This window comes from Stenotrophomonas sp. Steno-Z1 (assembly GCF_056393175.1).
Window position 1 is genome coordinate 22,723 of record NZ_JBWJPB010000002.1, and the last position, 24,100, is coordinate 46,822.

A 24,100-nucleotide genomic window follows, 5' to 3' on the forward strand; every position below is an offset into this window, starting at 1 on the left:
GCTGGCACGTGGGGCGAATTTTCCATGTCCGTCTCGTGTCGATGATTCCTTCGATTCTATAGAGCAATGCAGGGCGAACAACGCGCACGCACCATTTTCCTGTTGTTGTGGACGCTGATCACCGCGGTGAAGCTGGTGATCGCAGCGCGTCTGCCGTTGTTCGTGGACGAAGCCTTTTACTGGCAGGAGGGCCAGCACCTCGCGGCGGCCTATTCGGACCTGCCTGGCCTGACGGCGTGGCTGTCGCGGCTGGGCGTGGAGCTGGGGGGCACCCACATCCTGGCCCAGCGCCTGCCGTTCCTGGCCATCGGCGCGGCGCTGCCGTGGCTGGTGTCGCGCATTGCCACGCGCTGGTTCGGTGCGGTGGCGGGCTGGCAGGCCGGTAGCCTGACCTTGCTGATGCCCTTGTCGGGCACGCTGGGCATGTTGGCGGTGCCGGACGTGCCGATGGCGCTGGCGGCGGTGCTGTGCCTGGATGCAGGCGCGCGCCTGCTGCGCAACGTCGATGCCGCCGCCGCGGTCAAGCTGGGCCTGGGCCTGACCATCGGCGCGCTCAGCCATTACCGCTTCATCGGCGTGATCGTGGTCGGGTTCATCGCGCTGCTGCTGTTGCCGCAGGGGCGGCGCATGCTGCGCGATCCGCGGGTCTGGGTGGCGTTGGCGGTGGGCGTGCTGGCCTGGTTGCCGCTGCTGTCCTGGAATGCCGACAACCATGATGCCGGCCTGAAGTTCCAGGTGGTCGAGCGCCACCCGTGGGCGTTCCAGTGGAGTGGGCTGTGGTTCCTGGTGATCCAGCCGATGCTGGTCACCCCGATCCTGTGCATGGCGATGTGGAAGGTGGCGCTGGCCGGCACCCGCTCCGGTGGCGGCGCGCGCGCGCAGTGGCGCTATTTCGGGCTGGTGGGTGCGGTGTCGACGCTGTCGATCTTCGCGCTGGGCTTTTTCACCGACGTGGAGCGGATCAGTTTCCACTGGCCGCTGCCGGGTTACCTCGCGCTGCTGGTGGCGGTGCCGGTGGTGCTCAACGGCTGGCCGCGCTGGTTGCGTCGCACCGGCTGGTGGCTGGCCGGCGCCGGGTTGGCGCTGGCGTTCGGTTATTACCTGATGGCGTCCACGCCGAGCCTGCGCGAGCAGTTGGCCGGCTACAAGTACTACCCGCGCAACTTCGCCGGCTGGGAACCGTTGGCGGCGGTGGTGCGCGACGAACTGGCCGACATGCCGGCCGGTACGCGGGTGCTGGCCGGCAACTTCAAGGTGGGCGCCGAGCTGGGCTTCCAGCTGCGCGACCCGGCCATCGAGGTGCTGCGTCATCCGCTCAACGACAAGCATGGGCGCAGCGCGCAGCTGGGCCTGTGGGGGCTGCTGCACGAAGGGCCGCGCACGGGGCCGATGCTGCTGGTGCTCTCGCCCAGCGACCAGCGTTACCGCGACCTGCTCGCGCGTTACCACGACATCTGTGCGCAGGTGGGCCCGCTGCCGCCGCCGCGCGTGGTCAGCTACGACCATGGCTTCCAGCGATTCCTGTTGTTCAGGCTGCCGGCGGCCCGGGCCCCGGGCCCGTGCGTCACCCCGGCGATGGCCTGGATCGATACGCCGCAGCCCAATGCCGCCGTCGACGGGCTGCTCGACGTGCGCGGCTGGGCATTCAAGGACGGGGTCGGGCTGACCCGGGTGGAGGTGCTGGTGGACGGCGTCCCGGCGGCCGAAGCCGCGTATGGACGTGCGTATGACATCACCAGCTTCTGGACCATTTCCAATGATCCGCAGCACCCCAACGTGGGCTTCGATGCCCGCATCGATACCCGCGCACTGACCCCGGGCCGGCATTGGCTGGGGCTGCGCCTGCATGGCAACGACGGCAGCGTGGAGACCTGGCAGGAACAGCCCCTGGTGGTGCCGGCGGCCCGCCCCTGAGCGGCCGAAAGGGCGCTCAGGGCAGGATGTAGCCGGCCTCGCGCAGCAGCCCGCACAGCGCGATCAGCGGCAGGCCGATCAGGGCGGTGGGGTCGCGGTTGTCGATCGCCTCGAACAGGCTGATGCCCAGGCCTTCGCACTTGAAGCTGCCGGCGCAGTCCAGCGGCTGCTCGGTGGCCACGTAGCGTTCGATGCTGGCCGCGTCCAGCACGCGGAACTGCGCGCGGGTGAGATCGCAGGCGTCCAGCACCCGCTCGTCACGCTGCAGGCAGACCGCGGTATGGAACGCCACCTGCTGACCGGACATCGCCGCCAACTGCGCATGGGCGCCCTCGACCGAACCGGGTTTGCCCAGCGGGGCCCCGTTCAGCTCGGCCACCTGGTCCGACCCGATCACCCAGCGGCCGGGCTGGCGCGCGGCCACCGCCGCAGCCTTGGCCCGGGCCAGCCGCACCGCCAGTGCGCGGGGAGCTTCGCCGGGCAGGGCGGTCTCGTCCACCTCCGGGCGTGCGCATTCCGGGGTCAGACCCAGCCGCTGCAGCAGTTCCAGGCGGTAGCGGGAGGTGGAGGCAAGGACGGGCGGAAGCATGCGAAAATACCGGTCGGCGGGGCTGGCAGTCTGGCCCGGGGGTCCATCGCGGGCAACCCCGGAAAAGAGGGATTTGACAGCCGGGCAGACGGTCCTTAACATTCAGCGGCTTATGTCCGCGAACGTGCCCGAATTGCTGGATGCTTGGCGGATGGTCGCAGCGCGCAGGCGCTTCGATGGTCAAGTCGATCTGGCTGAACTTACCCGCCTGCAAGGGCTTGTTGCCGATACCGAAGGCCGGTGCAGCTATGCACTGGAATTCGCGCACGACGACATCCTGCGGGTATCCTATGTCGAACTGTCCATCGACACCGAGCTGCCGCTGATCTGTCAGCGCAGCCTGCAGCGTTTCCTGCTGCCGGTCTCGATGGTGCAGCGGCTCGGCCTGATCCGCAGCGAAGAAGATGAAGCTTCGCTGCCGGAAGGGTACGAACCCTGGCTGGTGCCCGAAGACGGCATGCTGCGACCGCTGGAACTGGTCGAGGACGAACTGGTCCTGGCCGTGCCCGTGGTGCCGCTGTCTCCCGATGGCGAGGCGGTGGACCAGGATTGGGCACCGACCGAAGAAGAAATCAGCAAGGCCAATCCGTTCGCGGCGTTGGCGGCACTGAAAAAACAATAGCAGCCGGATTGTCGTCGGCGGCTGCGGCGAAAGCGAAAACTGTGCTGGGCGCTGGCGTCCTGCGCGACGATACGACGAAGCAAAACGAACCGAGTTTGGAGCAATCCCATGGCTGTGCAGAAATCCCGTGTCACCCCGTCCCGCCGCGGTATGCGCCGTGCGCATGACGCACTGAGCGCCAAGCAGCTGTCCACCGATCCGACCACCGGTGAAGTGCATCTGCGTCACCACATCACCGCTGACGGTTTCTACCGTGGCAAGAAGGTGATTGCGACCAAGTCGAATTCGGCCGTCGAAGAAGATTGATTCGTGAAGGCCGCTGCCCGGTCGGGCAGCGGCCTTTACCCCTTTCTTCCCGGCTGTCAGTGTTGATGGCCGTGCTACAGGATATGCAATGAGCAAGCGGATCTACTCGAGGATCGCGGGCACTGGTAGCTATTTGCCCGAAAAAGTGTTGACCAACCAGGATCTGGAGAAAATGGTCGACACCACCGATGAGTGGATCCAGTCGCGCACGGGTATCCGTGAGCGGCACATTGCAGCCGACACCGAAACCACCAGCGACCTCGGCTACCACGCCGCGGTGCGTGCGCTGGAAGCGGCCGGTATCGACGCATCCCAGCTGGACATGATCGTGGTGGGTACGACGACCCCCGATCTGATCTTCCCGTCCACCGCGTGCCTGATCCAGGCCAAGCTCGGTGCGACCGGTTGCCCCGCCTTCGACGTCAACGCGGCCTGTTCGGGCTTCGTGTTCGCGTTGAGCGTGGCCGACAAATTCATTCGTTCCGGTGATGCACGCCATGTGCTGGTCATCGGTGCGGAAACCCTGACCCGGATCGTGGACTGGACCGAGCGCACCACGTGCGTGCTGTTCGGCGATGGCGCCGGCGCCGTCGTGCTCAAGGCCGACGAAGACACCGGCATCCTCAGCACCCACCTGCATTCGGATGGCAGCAAGAAAGAGCTGCTGTGGAACCCGGTGGGCGTGTCTGCCGGGTTCGGCGAGGGCGAAAACGCCCGCGGCGCCATCCTGATGAAGGGCAACGACGTGTTCAAGTACGCCGTGAAGGCGCTGGACTCGGTCGTGGACGAGACCCTGGAAGCCAATGCGCTGACCAAGGCCGACCTGGACTGGCTGATCCCGCACCAGGCCAATCTGCGCATCATCGAAGCCACGGCCAAGCGCCTGGAGATGTCGATGGAGCAGGTGGTGGTGACGGTGGACAAGCACGGCAACACCTCCTCGGCCTCGGTGCCGATGGCGCTGGACGTGGCGATCCGCTCCGGCCGCGTGGAGCGTGGCCAGCTGCTGCTGCTGGAGGCCTTCGGCGGTGGCTTCACCTGGGGTTCGGCGCTGCTGCGCTATTGATAGTGCTGGTTACGACAGCGTGACGTTGTCGTTACGGCCCCATTTGGGGCCGTCTGCATTTCAGGAGATCCGTCATGGTTGAGCCCATCGTCATTGAAGGGCAACGCGCCTGGCTGAAGCAGTACGGCGAAGGAAGCCGCGCGGTTGCCTTGGGCCTGCTCAATTTCGTCGCCCATCGTTTCCAGCTGGACGCCCTGCGCCCGCCGCCGCACCGTGGCGGTGATGCCGCCAGGAAGACCGAGGCGCGCCGGCTTGCCGAGCTGTCGGCACAGGGCGTGAACGTGCCCCACGTGATCGGCAGCGGCCACGCCGCGCTGGTGCTGGAAGACAACGGCAGTTCGTTCAATACCTGCCTGCGCGAAGCCGATGAGGCCGGACGCGACCGCCTGGTGGCCGCGGCGATGCAGGCGATCGCAACGGCGCATCGGAAAGGGGCGTATTTCGGGCAGCCGTTGCCGCGCAACCTGACCTGGGACGGTACGCGGGTGGGCTTCATCGACTTCGAAGAAGACCCGCTGGAGGTGATGGACCTGGCGCAGGCGCAGGCGCGCGACTGGCTGATGTTCGGCTACGGCGTGGCGAAGTACTACGAGGACCGCCCGCAGCAGCTGCAGACACTGATGGCCGACGCGATGGACGGGGTCGAGGCACCGGTGCTGGCCCACGCCCACGCGGTGTCCGGGCGACTGCAGGGGCTGGCACGGGCGAGCATGAAGATGGGACGGTCGGCGCGCGCGCTGGCGCACGCGATCCTGATCGTGCATGGGGCGACGACGCTGGGCATGCTGATGCTGGCGGTGATCTGTTTCGACTTCTTCTCCGACGGCGACCTGGACATCCTGCAGCTGCTGGTCTGATCGGGGCTGGCTCTCTCAGGGCCATCGCGGTGAAGTCGAAGAAGCCGAAGCCTTAGCCGTAGCTAAAGCCGATGCATCATTGCTCGTGTGCCGAGACCCCGACAGTGCGTCGGAGCGCACGAGCGATCAACGGCACGCCGCCTCGGCGTCATCGAGCCTCACCAGGGCGTCCCTGCCCGCGGGTTTTGGGAAGAGGGCACTGCCGAGCCATGCTCGCCCCCCCCAAACCCAAACGAACGCCGCGGCCCCGCCTTGGCCTTTCCGCGCATGCCGACCATCCCCAGCCCTCTCCCCGACAGTACGGTCGCGCTTCTGGCCTTTGCTCCCGCTAGAACGCGGCCATAACTCCCTCCTCACATACGCGCCAGTACAGACGAAGGGCGCTGTTCGGCCTTATCATTCGCCGTTCGATTTTTGCAGGCGGATGACCGCGTGACCGATTCCAATCTCGCATTCGTGTTCCCCGGCCAAGGCTCGCAGTCGCTGGGCATGCTGGCCGAACTGGCCGAGCTGCACCCGCAGGTCCGCGAGGCCTTCACCGAGGCGTCCGATGGCGCCGGCGTCGACCTGTGGGCCCTCTCCCAGGGCGGCCCCGAGGAAATGCTCAACCGCACCGAATACACCCAGCCGGCCCTGCTCGCTGCCAGCATCGGCGTGTGGCGCGCCTGGAACGCCGTCGGCGGCGCCAAGCCGGCCGTGCTGGCCGGGCACAGCCTGGGCGAGTACACCGCCCTGGTCGCTGCCGGCGCGCTGACCCTGCACGATGGCGCCCACCTGGTGCGCCTGCGTGGCCAGCTGATGCAGGACGCCGCGCCCGCGGGCGTGGGCGCCATGGCCGCCGTGCTCGGCGCCGAAGACGCCCTGGTCCAGGACGTCTGCGAACAGGCCGCGGGCAGCCAGGTCGTGGTGCCCGCCAATTTCAACTCACCCGGCCAGATCGTCATCGGTGGCGACGCCGCCGCCGTCGACCGCGCCCTGGCCCTGCTCGCCGAAAAGGGCGTCCGCAAGGCGGTCAAGCTGGCCGTCAGCGTGCCCTCGCACACCCCGCTGATGCGCGAAGCCGCCAACCGCCTGGCCGAGACCATGGCCGGCCTGGATTGGCGCGCCCCCGCCCTGCCGGTCGTGCAGAACGTGGACGCCCGCGTCCACGACGGCATCGACGCCATCCGCCAGGCCCTGGTCCAGCAGCTCTACCTGCCCGTCCAGTGGACCGGCTGCGTGCAGGCGCTGGCCGCCCGCGGCGTCACCCGCGTGGCCGAGTGCGGTCCGGGCAAGGTACTGAGCGGATTGATCAAGCGCATCGACAAATCGCTGGACGCGCGCACACTGTCCACGCCCGCCGATTTCGAAGCCGCCCGCGAGACCTGGGCTGCCTGATCCTTCGACTGGTCCTGCGTCGCCCGGCCCCGGCCTGGCGCGCGGGCCGGTCCCGTACGAGGAAACACAGATGAGCAAGCCCCTTCAGGGTGAAATCGCACTGGTGACCGGCGCCAGCCGTGGCATCGGCGCCGCCATCGCCGATGCACTGGCCGCGCAGGGCGCGACCGTGATCGGTACCGCCACCACCGACGCCGGTGCCGCCGCCATCGGCGAGCGCCTGGCGGCCGTCGGTGGCCATGGCCGCGCGTTGAACGTCACCGATGCCGCTGCGCTGGACGCCGTGCTGGACGGGATCGCCAAGGAATTCGGCGCCATCACCATCCTGGTCAACAATGCCGGCATCACCCGCGACAACCTGCTGCTGCGCATGAAGGACGAGGACTGGCAGGCCATCCTGGACACCAACCTGACCAGCGTGTTCCGCACCTCCAAGGCCGTCATCCGCGGCATGATGAAGGCCCGCAAGGGTCGCATCATCAACATCGCCTCGGTGATCGGCGTGACCGGCAATGCCGGCCAGGCCAACTATGCCGCCGCCAAGGCCGGCATCATTGCCTTCTCCAAGTCGCTGGCCAAGGAAATCGGCTCGCGCGGCATCACCGTCAACGTGGTCGCCCCGGGCTTCATCGACACCGACATGACCAAGGCGTTGCCGGAAGAGCAGCGCACCGGCCTGGTCAAGTCGATCGCCCTGGAGCGTCTCGGCGAACCGGGCGATATCGCCAACGCGGTGGCGTTCCTGGCCGGTCCCTCGGCCAGCTACATCACCGGCGAAACCCTCCATGTGAACGGCGGCATGTACATGCCGTAAGCATGTGGCGCATGGATTGCGCCGCAAGTGGTTGATCTGAATGATGTTTTGCAGCGATGCAAGGCGTCGCCGGTTTCCACTACACTATCCCACGGTCATCCATCTTCGGATGACGTCATTTTTGAACCACTACTCCATCTGGAGCGATATCCAATGAGCACCATCGAAGAACGCGTCAAGAAAATCGTCGTCGAACAGCTTGGCGTCAAGGAAGAAGAAGTCACCAACAGCGCATCGTTCGTCGATGACCTGGGCGCTGACTCGCTGGACACCGTTGAACTGGTGATGGCGCTGGAAGAAGAGTTCGAGTGCGAAATCCCGGACGAAGAAGCCGAGAAGATCAGCACCGTCCAGGCTGCGATCGACTACATCAACGCCCACGTCAAGGCTTGATGTCAGGCGGCTTGCGCGCGGTTGTGGCCTACGCCGCCACCGCGTGCGGCAAACCCATGGGGCCGCGCTTGCGGCCCCGTGCATTTGAGCGTTACACCGCGTCATACCCGCAACACCCGGGTCAGGAGAATCTGCAATGAAGCGTCGCGTCGTCGTTACCGGCATGGGCATGGTCTCGCCGTTGGGCAATGATATGGCCACCAGTTGGAAGGGCATCACCGAAGGCCGTTCCGGCATCGGTCCGCTGACCAACGTTTCGCAATCCTACCTGGACCGTTTCACCACCAAGATCGCAGGTGAGGTCAAGGACTTCGACATCACCGCCGACAACGAGCAGTTCGGCAAATTCCGGGTCACGGGCAAGGACGCCAAGAAGATGGACCCGTTCATCCATTACGGCCTCGGTGCCGCCTTCATGGCCTTGAATGATTCGGGCCTGGAGATCACCGATGGCAACGCCGAGCGCGTGGGTGCCATCGTCGGCGCCGGCATCGGCGGCCTGCTGGGCATCGAGGAACAGACCATCGAGTTCCACGAGGGCAAGAAGATCTCGCCCTTCTACGTGCCCAAGACCATCATCAACATGCTCCCGGGCCAGTTGAGCATCATCACCGGCTTGAAGGGCCCGTCGTTCTCGGCGGTGTCCGCCTGTGCCACCTCCAACCATTCCATCGGCACCGCCATGCGCATGATCCAGTACGGCGATGCGGACGTGATGGTGGTGGGCGGTGCCGAGCGCGGCTCCTCGCCGACCGCACTGGGCGGCTTCTGCGCCATGAAGGCCATGTCCACCCGCAACGACGCACCGGCGGAAGCCTCGCGCCCGTGGGACAAGGACCGCGACGGCTTCGTGCTGGGCGACGGCGCCGGCATCCTGATCCTCGAGGAATACGAGCACGCCAAGGCGCGTGGCGCGAAGATCTACTGCGAGCTGGCCGGCTTCGGCGCCAGTTCCGATGCGTACCACATGACCGCGCCCAGCGAGAACGGTGAAGGCGCTGCCCGCTGCATGACCATGGCGTTGAAGGACGCCGGCGTCACGCCGGACCAGGTCGGTTACCTCAACGCGCATGGCACCTCGACCCCGCTGGGCGACCTCGGCGAGACCATGGCGATGAAGACCGCCTTCGGCGAACACGCCTACACGATGATGGTCAGCTCGACCAAGTCGATGACCGGCCACCTGCTCGGCGCGGCCGGCGGCGTGGAAGCCATCTTCTCGGTGCTGGCGCTGCGTGACAACGTGATCCCGCCGACCATCAACCTGCACCAGCCGGGCGAAGGCTGCGACCTGGACTACGTGCCCAACGAAGCCCGCCAGGCCAAGGTGGACGTGGTGATGTCCAACGGCTTCGGCTTTGGCGGCACCAACGGCACGCTGGTGTTCAAGCGCATCTGATTCCACCGCTGCCGCAACCGCGCCCGGGCCGCCATCATGGCGGCCTTGGTGTATCTGGCCCCCGCGCACTCCCTGGTGTCCTGCCATGCTCCTGATCCATCCGTTGCCCGCCACCACCGACCTGCTCGCCCTGCAGCGGGTGGATCCCGCGCGTTATCCGCTGCTGATGGAGTCCACCGCCTCGGGCACCGCCCAGGGCCGCTGGGACCTGCTGCTGATGGGCAATGGCCAGGCGCTGGCGCTGCACGCCGATGGCGTGGTCCGCGATGCCGACGGCCACGCGCACGCCGGGCGTTTCCTGGACGTGCTGGACGCGCACTGGGCCGCGCTGCGCCTGCCGCGCGAAGAGACCCAGCTGCCGTTCCGTGGCGGCTGGGCGCTGATGCTGGACTACGAACTGGCCGGACAGATCGAGACCGTGCTGCAGCTGCCGCCGCGTGCCGATGGCCTGCCGTCCGCGCTGGCGCTGCGCTGCCCGGCGGCCGTGCTGCACGACCGCGTGCTCGGCCAGTACCACGCCGTGTGCGAGACCGACCACGCCGGGCTGCTGCCGGTGCTGCTGGCCGACCTGGACGCGGCCAGTGCGCTGCCGCCGCTGCCGGCCTGGCAGGCGCCGGTGGCGGTCGGTGAAGACGCGCCGACGCGCTTCACCGATGGCGTCGGCAAGGTGATCGACTACCTGCGCGCCGGCGATGTGTTCCAGGTGAACCTGTCGCGGCGCTGGAACGCGCAGTTCGCTGCCACGCTGGCGCCGCAGGCGCTGTACGCGCAGCTGCGGGTGGCCAACCCCGCGCCGTTCGCCGGGCTGTTCATGGCGCAGGGCAGGGCGGTGGTGAGCTCCTCGCCGGAGCGGTTGGTCTCGGTGCATGGCGATGACGTGCAGACCCGCCCGATCGCCGGCACCCGCCCGCGCTTTGCCGGCGACGACGATGCCGCGCGCATCCAGGAGCTGGTCGGCCATCCCAAGGAGCGCGCCGAACACGTGATGCTGATCGACCTGGAGCGCAACGACCTGGGCCGCATCTGCACGCCGGGCAGCGTGGAGGTGGATGAGCTGATGACAGTGGAAAGCTACGCCCACGTGCACCACATCGTGAGCAACGTGCGCGGCCGCCTGCGCGCGGGCGTCAGCCCCGGCCAGGTGATCGCCGCGACCTTCCCCGGGGGTACCATCACCGGTTGCCCCAAGGTGCGCTGCATGCAGATCATCGCCGAGCTGGAGCAGACCGCGCGCGGTGCCTATACCGGCGCGTTCGGCTGGCTGAACCGCGATGGCGACCTGGACCTGAACATCCTCATCCGCACCGCCGAGGTGGTCGCCGACAGCGCGGCCTTCCGTACCGGGGCGGGGATCGTGGTGGATTCGGACGCGGACAAGGAACTGGACGAAACCCGGGCCAAGGCACGCGGCCTGATGCGTGCGCTGGGCCGGCATGACTGAACCGTTTGGCCGCGTGCAGCGGCCGCGCGGTATGCTGCGCGGCGGCGAAAACCATTCGAGGTGACCATGGCGGGTGCGAAACGGGGATGTCTGGCCGTGCTGGCGGTGCTGCTGTTGGGGGCATTGCTGCTGGCTGCGGCAGGGGCGTGGTTCTGGCACAGCCAGAGCGGGTTCGCCGATGCGCCGTTGACCCCGGACCAGCCCAGCATGGTGATCGCCCCCGGCGATGGCCTGAACACGGTGCTCGGCAAGCTGCGCGCCGCCGGCGTGGACGAGGGCAGCGACACCCAGTGGCAGCTTCTGGCGCGCCAGCTGGATGCCGCCGGCAAGCTCAAGGTGGGCGAGTACGCGCTGGATGCCCGCCTGACCCCGCGCGAGCTGCTGCTGCGCATGCGCCAGGGCCGGGTGCTGCAGCACCGCGTGACCATCGTGGAGGGCTGGAACATCCGCCAGCTGCGCGCCGCGCTCAAGCGTGCCGAGCCGCTGGTGCACACCACCGACGCCCTGGACGACGCTGCGCTGATGAAGGCGATCGGCTTCCCCGGCGAGCATCCGGAAGGCCGCTTCCTGCCCGAGACCTATGTCTACCAGCGTGGCGACAGCGACGTGGACGTGCTCAAGCGCGCGCACGCGGCGATGGAAAAGGAACTGGCCGCGGCCTGGGACAGCCGCGCCGACAACCTGCCGTTGAATTCGCCGTATGAACTGCTGACGTTGGCCTCGATCATCGAGAAGGAAACCGCGTTGCCCAGCGAGCGCCCGCAGATCGCCGGCGTGTTCGTACGCCGGTTGAACATCGGCATGCGCCTGCAGACCGACCCGACCGTGATCTACGGCATCGGCAGCAGCTACGACGGCAACATCCGCAAGCGCGACCTCACCACCGATACGCCCTACAACACCTACACCCGCGCCGGCCTGACCCCGACCCCGATCGCCATGCCCGGCCGCGACGCGCTGCACGCCGCCGCGCAGCCGGCCGGCGGCGATGCGCTGTATTTCGTGGCGGTGGGCGATGGCAGTGGCGCGCACGTGTTCTCGGCCAATTACACCGAGCACAACGCCGCGGTGGCGCGCTACCTGCAGCAGCTGCGCCAGCAGCGCAGCCAGGCGGCACCGCAATGACCGCATCGCTGCTGCGCCACCCGCGTTTTGTCAGCCTGGAAGGCGGCGAGGGCGCGGGCAAGACCACGGCAATCAACGCGCTGCGCGATGCGCTGCGTGCGCGCGGCAATGACGTGGTGTTGACCCGCGAGCCGGGCGGCACGCCGCTGGCCGAGCGCATCCGCGCGCTGGTGCTCAAGCCCGACGCGGAGATTGCCGCCGAGCCGCTGTCGGCGGAGGCCGAGCTGCTGCTGGTGTTTGCCGCGCGCGCCCAGCACGTGCGCCAGGTCATCCAGCCGGCGCTGCGCCGCGGGGCGTACGTCATCAGCGACCGCTTCACCGATTCCAGCTATGCCTACCAGGGCGGTGGACGCGGCCTAGACCCGGCGTGGATCGCCGACCTGGAGCGCCGCGCCGTGGGCCTGCTGCCGGGCCTGACCCTGCTGCTGGACGTGGACGTGGCCGTGGGCCGGGCCCGCGCCAACGGCCGCGATATGTGGCCGGACCGCATCGAGAGCGAGCAGGACGATTTCTTCCAGCGGGTACGCGCGGTGTTCCGCCAGCGCGTTGGCGAAGACCCCGGTCGCTTCCGTCTCATCGACGCCAGCCAGGACCAGGCGGGCGTCGCTGCGGCGGTGGTGGCGGCGGTGGACGCCTGGCTGGCACAGGAGAGCTGAGATGAGCGAGACCTTTTCCCCCTGGCAGCAGCGCGCCTACGACCAGACCGTGGCGGCCCTGGATGCCGGACGGCTGGGCCACGGCCTGCTGATCTGCGGCCCGGCCGGGCTGGGCAAGCGCGCGGTGGCGCTGCGCATGGCCCAGCACATCCTGTGCCGGGGCGAGCCGGCCGCGGCGCAGCGCAGTGCGCAGCTGATCGCGGCCGGGACCCATCCGGACCTGCAGCTGATCTCGTTCATCCCCAACAAGTCCGGCGACAAGCTGCGCACCGAGATCGTGATCGAGCAGGTCCGCGAGATCTCGCAGAAGCTCTCGCTGACCCCGCAATACGGCATCGCCCAGGTGGTGATCGTCGACCCGGCCGACGCGATCAACCGCGCCGCCTGCAACGCGCTGCTCAAGACCCTGGAAGAGCCGCAGCCGGGGCGTTACCTGTGGCTGATCAGCAGCGACCCGGCGCGCCTGCCGGCGACCGTGCGCAGCCGCTGCCAGCGCCTGGAATTCAAGCTGCCGCCGCGCGAGGAAGCGCTGGCCTGGCTGCAGGCCCAGGGCCACGCCGAAGCCGCTGCGCGCGAGGCGCTGGACGCCGCCCGCGGCCACCCGGGGCTGGCCGACGAGTGGCTGCGCGAGGATGGCCTGACCCTGCGCAGGCAGGTGGCCACCGACCTGGAGGCGCTGGTCGCCGGGCGCGCCGGTGCGGTGGAGCTGGCCCAGCGCTGGGCCGGCGATGACAACACCGCGCTGCGCCTGCGCCATGCCGCCGACCTGGCGCTGGCCCAGGCCACCGGCGGTGGCTTGACCGATCCGGATCGATTGAACAAGCTGGCGGCGTGGTTCGACGCCGCCAACCGTACCCGCGATCTGCTGCGCACCACCGTGCGCGCCGACCTTGCGGTGGTGGAATTGTTGTTGGCCTGGAACAAGGTCAACGAGCGGCAAGCAAAGGGGAATAGAGCATGAGTGCCACCAACGCCCGCCAGGGCATCCTGTCGCTGGCGGTCAAGGACAAGGCCGCGCTGTACAGCGCGTACATGCCGTTCGTGAAGAACGGCGGGGTCTTCGTACCCACGCCCAAGCGTTACTTCCTGGGCGACGAGGTGTTCCTGCTGCTTACCCTGCCGGACTCCAGCGAGCGCCTGCCGGTGGCCGGCAAGGTGATCTGGGTGACCCCGGCCGGGGCGCAGGGCAACCGTGCGGCAGGCATCGGCGTACAGCTGGCGGAAGGCGCGGAAGGCGAGAACGTGCGCAACAAGATCGAGACGCTGCTGGCCGGCATCCTGAGCGCGGACAAGCCCACGCATACGATGTGAAGAAATTTACGGAAAACCGTTGACGTCGAAATTTGCCGCCCTATAATGAGCGGCTCAGCAGCATCGGGCGGTTAGCTCAGCGGTAGAGCATTGCCTTCACACGGCAAGGGTCGCAGGTTCGAACCCTGCACCGCCCACCACACTGCAACATGAAGAAGCCGGCCCTTGGGTCGGCTTTTTTGTTGCCTGCCGTTCCCCGAGCGGGTTCGGGTGGGCTGCCCGGTGCGTACGGCTCGCGCGCCCGCGGCCACGCCGGCTTGTTGCCGCCTTCCTGCCCGCATTAACATCGATGCGGACGGGCCGCTCGCGCCCTTGGCTGACAGGATGTTGGGCATCGCATGAAATGGCGTGAACCCTGGGGCGTCTCGCTCCGGCACCAGGCGCGATTCGATCCGCTGGGCAAACCGGTACGCACGACGTTCCTCGGGTTGTTCGGCGCGTTCGCTGTGGTGTTCATCATGGCCAGCTGGGGCAAGGATGCGGCCGGGTGGTGGGAGAACCTGACGACGGTGTCGTGGATCGTGCCGGTATTCTCCGCCGTGCTGGCCCTGTTCGTGCGACTGGTGACCTGGCTGAGCCCACGCCGAATCGACTATGCACCCCACGGCATCATCGTGTTCAAGGCTGAGGACATGTTGCTGATTCCCTGGGGGGCCATCGGCAGCCATCGCTTCACGACGGTCGAGGGCGATGCGGCGTTGGAGATCACCACCCTCGCAGGCGAAGTGATTCCCTTGTTCCTGCCGTCCACGATCAGCCGCGCCGCCATCGAGCGCGAGCTGGCCGAGCACATGCGCAAGGCGGCCGCGCACGCATAGCAGCGGGTGCCGGCCGTACAGGGCGCGCATTGCCGATTTTGTGGATGCCCGGGCTCAGGGCCGGGCTATCGTGTGCATGCGGCCCTCTCCGCCGCCTTCCTGACACCGCCCCAGGAGCACCGCATGGACCCCGACGCAACCGATCCCACCCTGGGCACGCCCGCCGATTACAGCGATGCGCTGTACCCGGTCTACTTCGAAGTGGGCGAGTGGCAGCATGTGGCACGTGACGCGCTCGTCGCCTTCCTGGTGCAGCGCAGCGAGGATCATCCCGCGTTCGAGTTTGAACCGGCAGAGTTGCGCTGCAGCGCGCATGGCTATGAGGTGGACCTGCCGATGCAGTTGATCCCCGAGGTCGTGCGCGCGCTGGCCGAGCACAACGTGGCCGTCTACCAGGTGGTGCGGCTTGCGCGGGAATGACGTCGACCGGCTATGCTCGGCGCACGACAGGGAGGCGACGGGGACGGGCATGGAGACGCGTTTCAAGCGAAGGTGCTGGCTGCTGCCACTCCTGCTGCTGGCCCCCCTGCCGGCGATGGCCCGCGATTTCCCCGGCATGCTGACCGTGTTCGTCGGCTTGCCGCTGCTGGTGGTGGCCGCGGCGGTGATGGCGCTGCTGCTGGTCTTCCGGCGGCACGGCTGGGCGAGGGTGATGGGCATCCTCGTCGGCCTGCCGGTGCTGCTCACCGGGGTGTATGTCGCCTGCGTGGATACCTGGCGGTTCTGGCCGAGCCTGGAGAGTGGGGAGCTGGGGTTCCGGCTGGTCGTCATTCTCGGCTGCGCCGCGCTGTGGGCGTGCGTGTTGGCCATCACCTGGCGACTCTGGCGCGGCGCGGCGCGCCGCGCGCTGCGTCTTCCCTCCACTGACCGCGAGGCCACCCATGGCAGACCCCTACAACAGCAGTCCCCGTGCCAGCACCGCCATCCGCCTCGACGATGCGATGGTTACCACCGCTTTCGAACTGCCCGGCTACCGGGTGGTGCGCAGCCTGGGCGTGGTGCGTGGCATCACCGTGCGCTCGCGTTCGATCGTCGGCAACCTGCTGGGCGGCCTGCAGACCCTCTTCGGCGGCAACATCACCATCTACACCGAGCTGTGCGAGCAGGCCCGCGAAGAGACCTACCGCGACATGGCCAAGCATGCGCGGCTGCTCGGCGCCAACGCGATCATCGGCATGCGCTACGACGCCACCGATGTCATGACCGGGCTGACCGAGGTGCTGTGCTATGGCACGGCCGTGGTGGTGGAGCCGGCGCGCCTCTAGGACGCTGCGGCTCGACCGGACCGTGGTCGGCCATGCGGCCACGCCCCCTTTCACACTGGCTACGGTGGATTGCATGCGTCGTCTGACATTTTTTGTACTCGCATTGATGTGCTTCCCGGTCAATGCGCACGCCGCAACGCCACTGGCGCCGGATGCCGCCGAACAGGCCCTGAAGGCGTGGCTGGCTGCGTTCAATGACGCTGACCGTGACGCGCTGACGGCGTTCCGCGCGCAGTACGGAATGCGCCCGGACACGCAGGGCGATCTTGAGTTCCGCGAGGAGACGGGCCGCCTGGCGGTGCTGGAGGTCGTCGCGACCACCGCTGCCAAGGCGCAGGTGCTGGTGCTGCCCGCCGCCAATGATCGCGCGATGCGGGTGACCACGACCCTGAATCCGGACACGGGCGCGGCCGAGTTCGTGTTCGAGGGCGCTGAAACGCCCGCGAAGTACCAGCCTGCACGCATGGCCTTGACCGATGTGCTCGCTGAAGCTCGCACGCGCCTGCAGGCATTGCAGGGCTCCAACGATCTGGGCGGCGCATTTCTGGTGGCCGAAGGCGGGGAGATCCGCATGGCATGGCACGGCGGGTTTGCCGATCGCGAGCACCGCGTGGCGGTGGGCCGGAACACACGGTTCCGGCTGGCGTCGTTGAACAAGATGTTCACTGCCGTGGCCATTCTGCAGCTGCAGGACGCCGGCAGATTGTCCCTGGACGATACGCTCGCCAAGCATCTGCCGGCGTACCCGAACCCGACCGTGGCCGCGTCGGTGACGCTCCGGCAGATGCTGACCCACACCAGCGGCCTTGGCGACATTTTTGGTGACAAGGCGACCGAACACGTCGACAGCCTGCGCACGCTCCAGGACTACTGGGCGGTATTCGGCGCAGAACCCCTGGCCTTCGCGCCGGGCGAGCGCGACCAGTATTCCAACTACGCGTTCGTGCTGCTGGGCAGCGTCATCGAGGCGATCTCGGGCCAGTCGTACTACGACTATGTCGATGAACATATCTACCGCGTGGCCGGCATGCGCTCGACCGGCTCGGCGCCGGAATCCACGCCCGTTGCCGACCGGGCCAGGCCTTACACCCGCGTCGATGGCCGCTGGACGCTTGAGAAGGCATCGCTGCCCTGGCGGGGCACGTCGGCCGGTGGCGGCTATAGCACGGTCGACGACCTGCTGAAGTTCGGCGAAGCGCTGCGTACGGGCAAGCTGCTCTCGCCGGCATCGCTGGCCATGGCCACTTCGCCACAGAACCACAACGCCTGGTACGGCCATGGCTTCATGGTGCGCGGACAGGGCGATGCCCGGTTGTATGGGCATGAGGGCGGCGCTCCCGGTGCCAACGCGGTGTTCTACGTGATGCCGGAACAGGGCTATGTGCTGGTGGGCCTGAGCAACGTGGACCCGGATGCGATGGGGAACGTGGTCAATTTCGTGGCCAACCGGTTGCCGCTGTAGCGGCGGACGGCGCGCGATACCCGCAACGTATCGCAGCAGCACACCATCGGTATTGGCCCGGCGCGCAGCCTGCGCTGCATGCTGCCTGCATGGATCGACACGACCCCCTCTCTTTCACCGGCCAGGTCGGTCTGGTCACCGGCGCTGCCGGTGGCCTGGGCCTGGCTTACAGTCGCTTGCTGGCACGACGTGGCGCGCAGGTGGTGATGCACGACGTCGGTGCGGGCGTGGATGGCCGTGGCGGCGATCCACGGCGGATCGCGGGCGTTGTTGCCGACCTGGCTGCGCAGGGCCTGGCGGTGCATCCGGCGCACGGGCTGATCGACACGCGCACCCATTGCCGGTCACTGGTCGCTGATGTCCTGCAGCGCTTCGGTCGCCTGGACTTCATCATCCACAACGCCGGTTGGGTCGAGTACCAACCGATCGATGCGCTGGAAGAAGACCGCTTCGACGCGATGATGGCGATTGCCGCGAAGGCGCCGCTGTGGCTGGCGCAGGCTGCGTGGACGTCGATGCAGGATGCGCGCTACGGACGCATCGTGCTGACCACCTCCGATCGCGCGCTGTACCCGCAGTACGTGCAGAAGGGGCTGGCCGCGTATGCCGCCGCCAAGCTGGCGGCGGTGGGCATCGTCAACGTGCTTGCCGCCGAGGGGGCGCCACACGGGATCGTGGTCAATGCGGTGTCGCCGGTGGCCAAGACCCGCATGTGGGGCGTGGAAGGCGAGCCGGATGAGCTGCACCCGGACGCGGTGGCGCCGGGCGTCGCGTTCCTGGTGTCCCCGGCGTGCGTGGACGGCGGCTGGATCCTGCGGGCCAGCAACGGCCAGTTCCATGCCACGCGCAGCACCGAGGCCGAGGGTGTGGCCTACCCGCGCGATCTGCGCGCGGTGCGTGCCGGCAGCATCGAAGACATCGCCGGGCAGTGGCCGTCCATTGCACCGACGGTGGTGGAATCGCGCTGACGGTCGCGCTGTGACGGGATTCTTTACCGGTCCACCGAGGGTGACGGCGCGCGCTTCGCGCTCCAGCGGTGGATGTGCGGCGCGACGCGCTTACAGATAGGCGCGCAGGTGCTGGATGGTGCGGAACACATCGGTGATGGTCTCCAGCGCGTCACCGCGCATCAGGCGGCTGTTGTCCGGGGCGTCGGCACCGCTGGCAAGCAGCACGAACTGGTTGGCGGGGTCCGGCTGGTGGACCAGCCCGTAGAGTGCGCGCCGGTCCAGGTAGCTGTTTTCCGGAGTGCGCGAGGTGCCGCGCTCCGGCACGTTGGCCAGCCGTTCCAGGGTGGGCGGAGTGCGGTCCAGGTAGTCGTAGAACGCCACGACCGGCGCACCGTCGCTGATCTCCAGCACGTAGAGCGCGTGGTAGTGGTCATCCACCTGCATGGACGCAACGTCACCGGCGCGCCAGAGCGTGAGTGATTTCTGCAGGCCCGGGCGTCGCACCGGCATCACCGGTGCGCTTTTGAGCAGGCGGACGATGTCCGGGCTTTTGCGGTAGAAGTGGTCACTCAGTGCCACGGCCTTGTTCATGGCCTTGATCGCGGCAAGCGCCTTGGCCGTCAACGCAGGGGACTGGATGCCCTGTTGATGCAGGGCGGTGGCCAGGGCCAGCGCAGTGGTGTGGCGGTACAGCGGCGTGGCGACCGTGTCATCGCTGTCCAGGATGTGGTGCCAGCGCATCAACAGCGTGTCGACGACGCCCTCACCGATGGTCGCCTGGCTGTCTGCGGCAGGATCGGGACCGGAGCGCGCGCGCCGCACGCAATGCTTCACGTCGCGTTCGATGGCATCCACAAGATCGCCGCCGGCGAGCTGCTGGAGAATGCTGCGATGGGTGATCGACATGAACGGCTCCGGTCCGTGGAAGGCCGGACAGCATAGCCCGCGCGCTGGACGGCGACGCTGTGCGGTTCAGCGGTTCAGCGGTACGCACGTAGCCAATGGAGGGTGCGGAACACGTCGCTGACGGTGTACAGCCCGTCGCGGCGAAGCAGGTGACGGTTGTCCGGCCCTTCGGCGCCGCTGGCGAGCAGAACGAACTGGTTCGCCGGATCCGGTTGGTGGACCAGGCCGTACAGGGCCAGACGATGCAGGTAGTTGTCCTTCGGATCCGGCGAGGTGCCGCGCGCCGGTAGCGTGGCCAGCACGTCCAGGGTGGGCGCGACAGGGCCGAGGTAGTCATAGAACTCCACCACCGGTGCGCCCTGGTTGGCGCTCAGCACGTAGAACGCATGGTACTGGCCGTCCACCTGCACCGAGGCGATGTCACCGGCGCGCCACTGGGTGAAGGACTTCTGCATGCCCGGGCGGCGCGCTGGCATCACCGGTTCGCTTTCCAACAGGCTGGCGATCTGCGCGCTCTTGCGGCGGAAGTGATCGCTCAAGGCCCCCGCCTCGCTCAAGGCGCTGATCGCCGCGATGGCCTGGGCGGTCAGCGCGGCGGATGCGAACCCCTGCTGGTGCAGTGCGGTGGCCAGCGCCAGTGCGGTGGTGTGGCGGTACTGCGGGGTGGCGATGCTGTCGTCGCTGTCCAGGATGCACTGCCAGCGCAGCATCACGGTGGCAATGACCTCCGCGCCGATCTCGGCCGGATCACGCGCAGCCTTGTCGGGGGAAAGACGCGCCCACAACGCGCAGCGCTTCACGTCAGATTCGATCGCCTCTACCCGTTCGCCGCCGGCCAAGAGGTTGAGCACGCTGCGGTGGGTGAGGGTCATGGCGGCCGTTCGGTATGCAGGCCGGACAGTTTAACGGGTGCGTTTGACCCAGGCGCGCACCGCCAGCGCTACCAGACCGGCGAAGATCAGCCACGACACCGCATCGAAGAGGCCATCGCCGAGCAACGCGCTGACCAGCCCCAGCAGGCTGGCTGCGGCGATCCAGGCCGGGGCGACGAACGGGCTGCGCGGGGCAGACGAGGGCCGGCTCATTCGGCCACTCCGGTACGTGCGGCGCGTTCGATCTCACTCACGCGCGCGTCGGTGTTGCCGCGCTTGAACCACAGGTACAGGCCGCTGATGAGCACGCCAATCGTGAGCAGATCGAGCAGTGCCCACAGCACCTTCAGCGGCAGCTTGCCGTAGTCACCGAAGTGCAGCGGCTGGCTGAGCAGCAGCACGCTCATGTAAAGCGGCAGTTGCGGCTGCGCGGTGAGCGCGCCGGTCTGCGCGTCGATCAGCACCGGGCGGTAGAGGCGTTCGGTGAGTGCGCTGTTGCCCTGCATGAACACGCCATAGTGATGGTCGCCGCTGTAGCCGGTGCCGGGGAAGCTGACGAACGCCTGGCGCATGCCCGGTTCCGCAGCGCGCGCGGTGTCCACCGCGGCCTGCAGCGAGGCCAGCGTGGTGGGGCGTGGCTGGCCGGCGTAGCGTGCGGCGAATTCGCCCAGCTGCTCGCCTTGCCAGGCCTGTTCGAGCGGCTTGGCGACGGTGTTGATCGCCCCGGTGATGCCCACCACCAGCGCCCAGCCGAGGGTGACCACGCCGAGCACGTTGTGCAGGTCCAGCCATGCCAGCCGGCGGCTGCGCCCGGTGCGCAGCGTCCCGAACGGCTGCTTGCGCATGAAGGGGCCGTACAGCACCAGCCCGGAGATGATCGCCACGGCGAACAGCACCCCCATCGCGCCCATGAACAGCATGCCGGGCAGCCCCAGGAACAGGTCGGTGTGCAGGCGGTACAGGAAGTACATCACCCCTTCGTTGAACTGCGCGGCCGGCACGACCTCACCGGTGATCGCATGCAGCAGCGCGGTCTGCATCTGCGGCGGCGGGGTGTCGGCGCGTGCGCCGGTATTGACGTATACGGTGGGCGCATCCGGGTCCCAGCCGACGAACAGCGGCACGTTGCCGGGGTACTGCGCCACGGCGGTGCGGACCTGCGCGTCGAGGTCGCGCGGTGGTGCATCGCTGGCCGCTGCATCCACGTGCGGTTCGGCCAGGTGGGCGATCTCTTCGCCGAACACCAGCGGCAGCCCGGTCAGGCACAACAGCAGCAGGAACAGGGTGCAGACCAGGCTGGTCCACTTGTGGACGAGGAACCAGGTTTTGAGGGTGGCACGTTGCATGGGGCTGGCGCAGGGCTGGCGGGGATGCGGGCGATGGTACGTGATGCGGCCGGGGCGGTCAGCGGCGGCTGCGGCGCTGCGGTGGCGCGGCAGGGGCGGCAAACAGCTGCTCGGCCATGAAATCGATGAACACCCGCAACCGTGCGTTTGGCTGGCGGTTGCCCGGCCACAGCAGCGAGAACTGGCCCGGCTGGCGTGGTTGGTCGGGCAGCAGTTCCTGCAGGCGGCCATCGGCCAGTGCTTCGGCGGCGAGGAAGTCGGGCATCCATGCCACGCCCATGCCGCCGATCGCCGCGGCCAGCAGTGCCTCCATGTTGTTGCAGGTCATCACCGTGTCCAACGCGGCGCCGGCGTCGCCGTCATGCCCGGGCAGCGACCAGGCCTGCAGCTTGCCGGTGGTGGGAAAACGGAAGCGCACCGCAGGTTGGGTGGCCAGCTGCGCCAGCGTGGCCGGTCGACCGTGCGCATGCAGATGCACGGGCGCTGCGCACAGCACGAAGTGGAACGGGCCGAGCCGGCGTGCCATCAGGCTGGAGTCGGCCAGCTCGCCGCTGCGGATCACCACGTCCAGCCCTTCGCTGACCACGTCGACCAGCCGGTCGTTGAAATCCAGCTCCAGTTGCACGCCGGGGTAGCGTTGCCGGAACAGCGGCAGCAGTGGCAGCAGGAAGCGGTAGCCGATGGTCGGCAGGCCCACCCGTAGCAAGCCGCTGGGCGACTGTTGGCGCTGGCTGAGGTCGGCGCGTGCTTCGGACAGCTCGTCCAGCGCGCGCTTGCACCGCTGCAGCAGCACTTCGCCCTCGTCGGTCAAGCGCACGCGCCGGGTGGTGCGCTGGAACAGGCGCACGCCCAGGTCCTGTTCGAGCCGGGCCACGCGCTTGCCAACGGTGGAGGGCGACAGGCCCAGGCTGCGGGCGGCACCTACGAAGCTGGCGGCCTCGGCGGTACGGACGAAGGCGAGCAGGGCAGTGATCGAGTCCATGCCGGGATCATTACGGAAGAAGTGTCCGTAATCAAACGCATCTGGCGCGGTTTATCGCAGATAGCCGCGCACCTATCGTCAATGCTCGACTTCGTTGGACGATCCCATGTGCCTGTTTACCCTTGAGCCGTCCCGGCGCGATCCGCGTTGGGGCGTGCTGGCCGTATGCCTGGCGGCGCTGGCCCTGCCACTTTCTTTTTCCGCCGGTGCGGTGGCGGTGCCGGCATTGGGCGACCGCTTCCAGGGGTCACCCGCGGCGCTGGCGTGGGTGACCAATGCCTTCCTGCTCAGCTTTGGCAGCCTGCTGCTGGCCGCCGGTGGCCTGGCGGACCGGCTCGGGCGTCGTCGCCTGTTTCTGTGCGGCAGCGGTGGTTTCGTACTGGCCACGCTGGCGGTGTGCCTGGCGGTGGATCTGCGCGGGCTGGATCTTGCGCGTGGCGCGCAGGGCGTGGCGGCCGCCGCTGCGCTGTCGTCCGGCGGCGCGGCACTGGCGCAGCGCTTCGCTGGGCATGCGCGGACGCGGGTGTTTGCGCTGATGGGCACGATGTTTGGTGTCGGCCTGGCATTGGGGCCGCTGCTGGCCGGGATGCTGCTGCAGGCGCTGGGCTGGCGCAGCGTGTTCGCCTCGGGCGGGGTGCTCGCGTTGGCGGCGTGGGCGCTGGCCTGGCGCCATCTGGACGAGAGCCGGGGCGAGTACCTGCGCCTGGATGTGGCCGGCATGATCAGTTTCAGCCTGATGCTGGCGGCGCTGACCGTGGCCTTGTTGTTGCTGGGCGAACATGGGCTGCGCTCGCCAGCCGTGGTGGGCGCGTTGCTGGCCACGGCGCTGCTGCTGGTCCTGTTCGTGCGGATCGAGCGCCGCCAGCGGCAACCGCTGCTGGACCTGTCGTTGTTCGCGCAACGCGGCTTCCTCGGCGTGCAGTTGCTGCCGGTGGCGACCTGCCTCGGTTACGTGGTGCTGCTGGTGGTAGTGCCGCTGCACCTGCTGGGCGTGCAGGCGCAGTCGCCGCTGCAGGTGGGCCTGCAGATGCTGGCGTTGTCCGCGCCGATGCTGGTGTTGCCCATGCTGGCGGCGGGATGGGCGCGACGCCTGGGTGCGGCACGGCTGTGTACGCTGGGTCTGGCGGTGTGCGCGGTGGGCCTGTATCTGTTGTCGCAACGCGCCCTGCAGGTGGCCCCCACGCAGTGGTGGCCGGCACTGCTGCTGATCGGCGCCGGCACCGCGCTGCCATGGGGCTTGATGGACGGGTTGTCGGTGAGCGTGGCCGGTACAGCGCGCTGGCATGGCCGCCGGCATTTTCGGCACGGTGCGGGTGGCGGGCGAGGGGATCGCGTTGGCAGCGGTGACGGCATTGCTGGCGACGCTCGTCGCACAGCGGTTGGCGCCGGGCAGTAGTGCGTCGCCGGCGACACTGGGCAAGGCCGGTGCCTACCTGGCCACCGGCTCGCTGGCGCAGGCCTCGGTGCTGCTGCCGGGATTGCCGGTGGAGGTATTGCAGCAGGCCAGCCGCGACGCGCTGGTCTGGCTGCTGCGGGGGTTGGCCGCGCTCACCGCCGGCAGTGCGTTGCTGATCCATGCGTTGCTGGGCCGCCAGCGGATGCCTGCGGCGGTGACACCGGATGACTGAT

At 68.2% G+C, this 24,100-nt stretch carries 25 protein-coding genes, 1 tRNA gene and 1 pseudogene; 21 read left to right on the forward strand and 6 right to left on the reverse strand.

From position 1 onward, the window contains the following. The first annotated feature begins 66 nt into the window (after positions 1-66). Positions 67-1,914 carry a glycosyltransferase family 39 protein gene (locus tag AC06FD_RS06790; RefSeq protein WP_259210039.1) on the forward strand — a complete coding sequence of 616 codons (1,848 nt, stop codon included), beginning with the start codon at positions 67-69 and terminating at the stop codon, positions 1,912-1,914. 16 nt (positions 1,915-1,930) lie between these two features. Here the strand turns inward: AC06FD_RS06790 and AC06FD_RS06795 are convergent, their stop codons facing one another. Then, complete coding sequence (locus AC06FD_RS06795; protein ID WP_478077397.1) at positions 1,931-2,503, reverse strand: Maf family protein; 573 nt, start codon at positions 2,501-2,503, stop codon at positions 1,931-1,933. Between the two features lie 112 nt (positions 2,504-2,615). Between AC06FD_RS06795 and AC06FD_RS06800 the strand changes: the two genes are divergently transcribed. The 19 genes from AC06FD_RS06800 (at position 2,616) to AC06FD_RS06890 (ending at position 18,383) form a co-directional block, all read left to right on the forward strand. Further along, the gene (locus tag AC06FD_RS06800) at positions 2,616-3,125 is read left to right on the forward strand and encodes a YceD family protein (protein WP_259210041.1); all 510 of its coding nucleotides are present in this window, start codon (positions 2,616-2,618) and stop codon (positions 3,123-3,125) included. Between the two features lie 108 nt (positions 3,126-3,233). Next, entirely contained in the window at positions 3,234-3,431 is a 198-nt protein-coding gene (gene rpmF / locus AC06FD_RS06805; protein WP_038690090.1) for a 50S ribosomal protein L32, read from the forward strand. A gap of 88 nt (positions 3,432-3,519) precedes the next feature. Further along, positions 3,520-4,497 (forward strand): beta-ketoacyl-ACP synthase III, encoded by a 978-nt coding sequence (locus tag AC06FD_RS06810; RefSeq protein WP_259210044.1) that lies wholly within the window; start codon positions 3,520-3,522, stop codon positions 4,495-4,497. Positions 4,498-4,571: 74 nt separating this feature from the next. Beyond that, positions 4,572-5,354: a BUD32 family EKC/KEOPS complex subunit gene (locus AC06FD_RS06815; protein ID WP_478077398.1), complete on the forward strand. Its 783-nt coding sequence runs from the start codon at positions 4,572-4,574 to the stop codon at positions 5,352-5,354. A 432-nt stretch (positions 5,355-5,786) separates the two neighbouring features. Beyond that, a complete protein-coding gene (fabD, locus tag AC06FD_RS06820) occupies positions 5,787-6,731 on the forward strand; it encodes an ACP S-malonyltransferase (RefSeq protein WP_478077399.1) in 945 nt (314 codons plus the stop codon). 70 nt (positions 6,732-6,801) lie between these two features. Further along, the gene (gene fabG / locus AC06FD_RS06825; protein ID WP_259203563.1) at positions 6,802-7,545 is read left to right on the forward strand and encodes a 3-oxoacyl-ACP reductase FabG; all 744 of its coding nucleotides are present in this window, start codon (positions 6,802-6,804) and stop codon (positions 7,543-7,545) included. Between the two features lie 153 nt (positions 7,546-7,698). After that, a complete protein-coding gene (gene acpP, locus AC06FD_RS06830; RefSeq protein WP_017357544.1) occupies positions 7,699-7,938 on the forward strand; it encodes an acyl carrier protein in 240 nt (79 codons plus the stop codon). A 136-nt stretch (positions 7,939-8,074) separates the two neighbouring features. Continuing rightward, positions 8,075-9,337 carry a beta-ketoacyl-ACP synthase II gene (gene fabF, locus AC06FD_RS06835; RefSeq protein WP_259203566.1) on the forward strand — a complete coding sequence of 421 codons (1,263 nt, stop codon included), beginning with the start codon at positions 8,075-8,077 and terminating at the stop codon, positions 9,335-9,337. An 85-nt stretch (positions 9,338-9,422) separates the two neighbouring features. Beyond that, positions 9,423-10,778: an aminodeoxychorismate synthase component I gene (locus AC06FD_RS06840; RefSeq protein WP_259203568.1), complete on the forward strand. Its 1,356-nt coding sequence runs from the start codon at positions 9,423-9,425 to the stop codon at positions 10,776-10,778. A 66-nt stretch (positions 10,779-10,844) separates the two neighbouring features. Next, positions 10,845-11,903 carry an endolytic transglycosylase MltG gene (gene mltG / locus AC06FD_RS06845; protein WP_259203570.1) on the forward strand — a complete coding sequence of 353 codons (1,059 nt, stop codon included), beginning with the start codon at positions 10,845-10,847 and terminating at the stop codon, positions 11,901-11,903. Further along, the gene (tmk, locus tag AC06FD_RS06850; protein ID WP_478077400.1) at positions 11,900-12,559 is read left to right on the forward strand and encodes a dTMP kinase; all 660 of its coding nucleotides are present in this window, start codon (positions 11,900-11,902) and stop codon (positions 12,557-12,559) included. The genes mltG and tmk overlap by 4 nt, the downstream gene beginning before the upstream one ends. A 1-nt stretch (position 12,560) precedes the next feature. Next, positions 12,561-13,520 carry a DNA polymerase III subunit delta' gene (locus AC06FD_RS06855; protein WP_478077401.1) on the forward strand — a complete coding sequence of 320 codons (960 nt, stop codon included), beginning with the start codon at positions 12,561-12,563 and terminating at the stop codon, positions 13,518-13,520. Beyond that, positions 13,517-13,870 (forward strand): PilZ domain-containing protein, encoded by a 354-nt coding sequence (locus tag AC06FD_RS06860; RefSeq protein ID WP_259203574.1) that lies wholly within the window; start codon positions 13,517-13,519, stop codon positions 13,868-13,870. The genes AC06FD_RS06855 and AC06FD_RS06860 overlap by 4 nt, the downstream gene beginning before the upstream one ends. Before the next feature lie 65 nt (positions 13,871-13,935). Beyond that, positions 13,936-14,010, forward strand: a tRNA-Val gene (locus AC06FD_RS06865). 198 nt (positions 14,011-14,208) lie between these two features. Continuing rightward, a complete protein-coding gene (locus AC06FD_RS06870; protein WP_478077402.1) occupies positions 14,209-14,688 on the forward strand; it encodes a hypothetical protein in 480 nt (159 codons plus the stop codon). Positions 14,689-14,811: 123 nt separating this feature from the next. Beyond that, on the forward strand, positions 14,812-15,108 hold the full coding sequence (locus AC06FD_RS06875; RefSeq protein WP_478077403.1) for a hypothetical protein: 297 nt from the start codon (positions 14,812-14,814) through the stop codon (positions 15,106-15,108). A gap of 461 nt (positions 15,109-15,569) precedes the next feature. Continuing rightward, positions 15,570-15,953 (forward strand): YbjQ family protein, encoded by a 384-nt coding sequence (locus AC06FD_RS06880; RefSeq protein WP_259203585.1) that lies wholly within the window; start codon positions 15,570-15,572, stop codon positions 15,951-15,953. Beyond that, on the forward strand, positions 15,916-17,415 hold the full coding sequence (locus AC06FD_RS06885; RefSeq protein WP_478077404.1) for a serine hydrolase domain-containing protein: 1,500 nt from the start codon (positions 15,916-15,918) through the stop codon (positions 17,413-17,415). The genes AC06FD_RS06880 and AC06FD_RS06885 overlap by 38 nt, the downstream gene beginning before the upstream one ends. An 89-nt stretch (positions 17,416-17,504) precedes the next feature. After that, complete coding sequence (locus AC06FD_RS06890; RefSeq protein ID WP_478077405.1) at positions 17,505-18,383, forward strand: SDR family NAD(P)-dependent oxidoreductase; 879 nt, start codon at positions 17,505-17,507, stop codon at positions 18,381-18,383. A 90-nt stretch (positions 18,384-18,473) separates the two neighbouring features. On the opposite strand, the gene AC06FD_RS06895 is transcribed toward AC06FD_RS06890, so the two are convergent. The 5 genes from AC06FD_RS06895 to AC06FD_RS06915 all read right to left on the reverse strand — a co-directional run bounded on the left by AC06FD_RS06895 (position 18,474) and on the right by AC06FD_RS06915 (position 22,471). Continuing rightward, on the reverse strand, positions 18,474-19,271 hold the full coding sequence (locus tag AC06FD_RS06895) for a hypothetical protein (RefSeq protein ID WP_478077406.1): 798 nt from the start codon (positions 19,269-19,271) through the stop codon (positions 18,474-18,476). Between the two features lie 74 nt (positions 19,272-19,345). After that, complete coding sequence (locus tag AC06FD_RS06900) at positions 19,346-20,143, reverse strand: hypothetical protein (protein ID WP_478077407.1); 798 nt, start codon at positions 20,141-20,143, stop codon at positions 19,346-19,348. Positions 20,144-20,173: 30 nt separating this feature from the next. Next, positions 20,174-20,356, reverse strand: a complete 183-nt coding sequence (locus AC06FD_RS06905; RefSeq protein ID WP_478077408.1) for a hypothetical protein — start codon at positions 20,354-20,356, stop codon at positions 20,174-20,176. Then, positions 20,353-21,489, reverse strand: coding sequence for a PepSY-associated TM helix domain-containing protein (locus tag AC06FD_RS06910; protein ID WP_478077409.1), 1,137 nt, complete (start codon positions 21,487-21,489; stop codon positions 20,353-20,355). The genes AC06FD_RS06905 and AC06FD_RS06910 overlap by 4 nt, the downstream gene beginning before the upstream one ends. A 58-nt stretch (positions 21,490-21,547) precedes the next feature. Beyond that, positions 21,548-22,471 (reverse strand): LysR family transcriptional regulator, encoded by a 924-nt coding sequence (locus AC06FD_RS06915; protein WP_478077410.1) that lies wholly within the window; start codon positions 22,469-22,471, stop codon positions 21,548-21,550. Between the two features lie 106 nt (positions 22,472-22,577). Here AC06FD_RS06915 and AC06FD_RS06920 point away from each other — a divergent pair. After that, positions 22,578-24,099, forward strand: a pseudogene (locus AC06FD_RS06920) (MFS transporter). Position 24,100 lies beyond the last annotated feature (1 nt).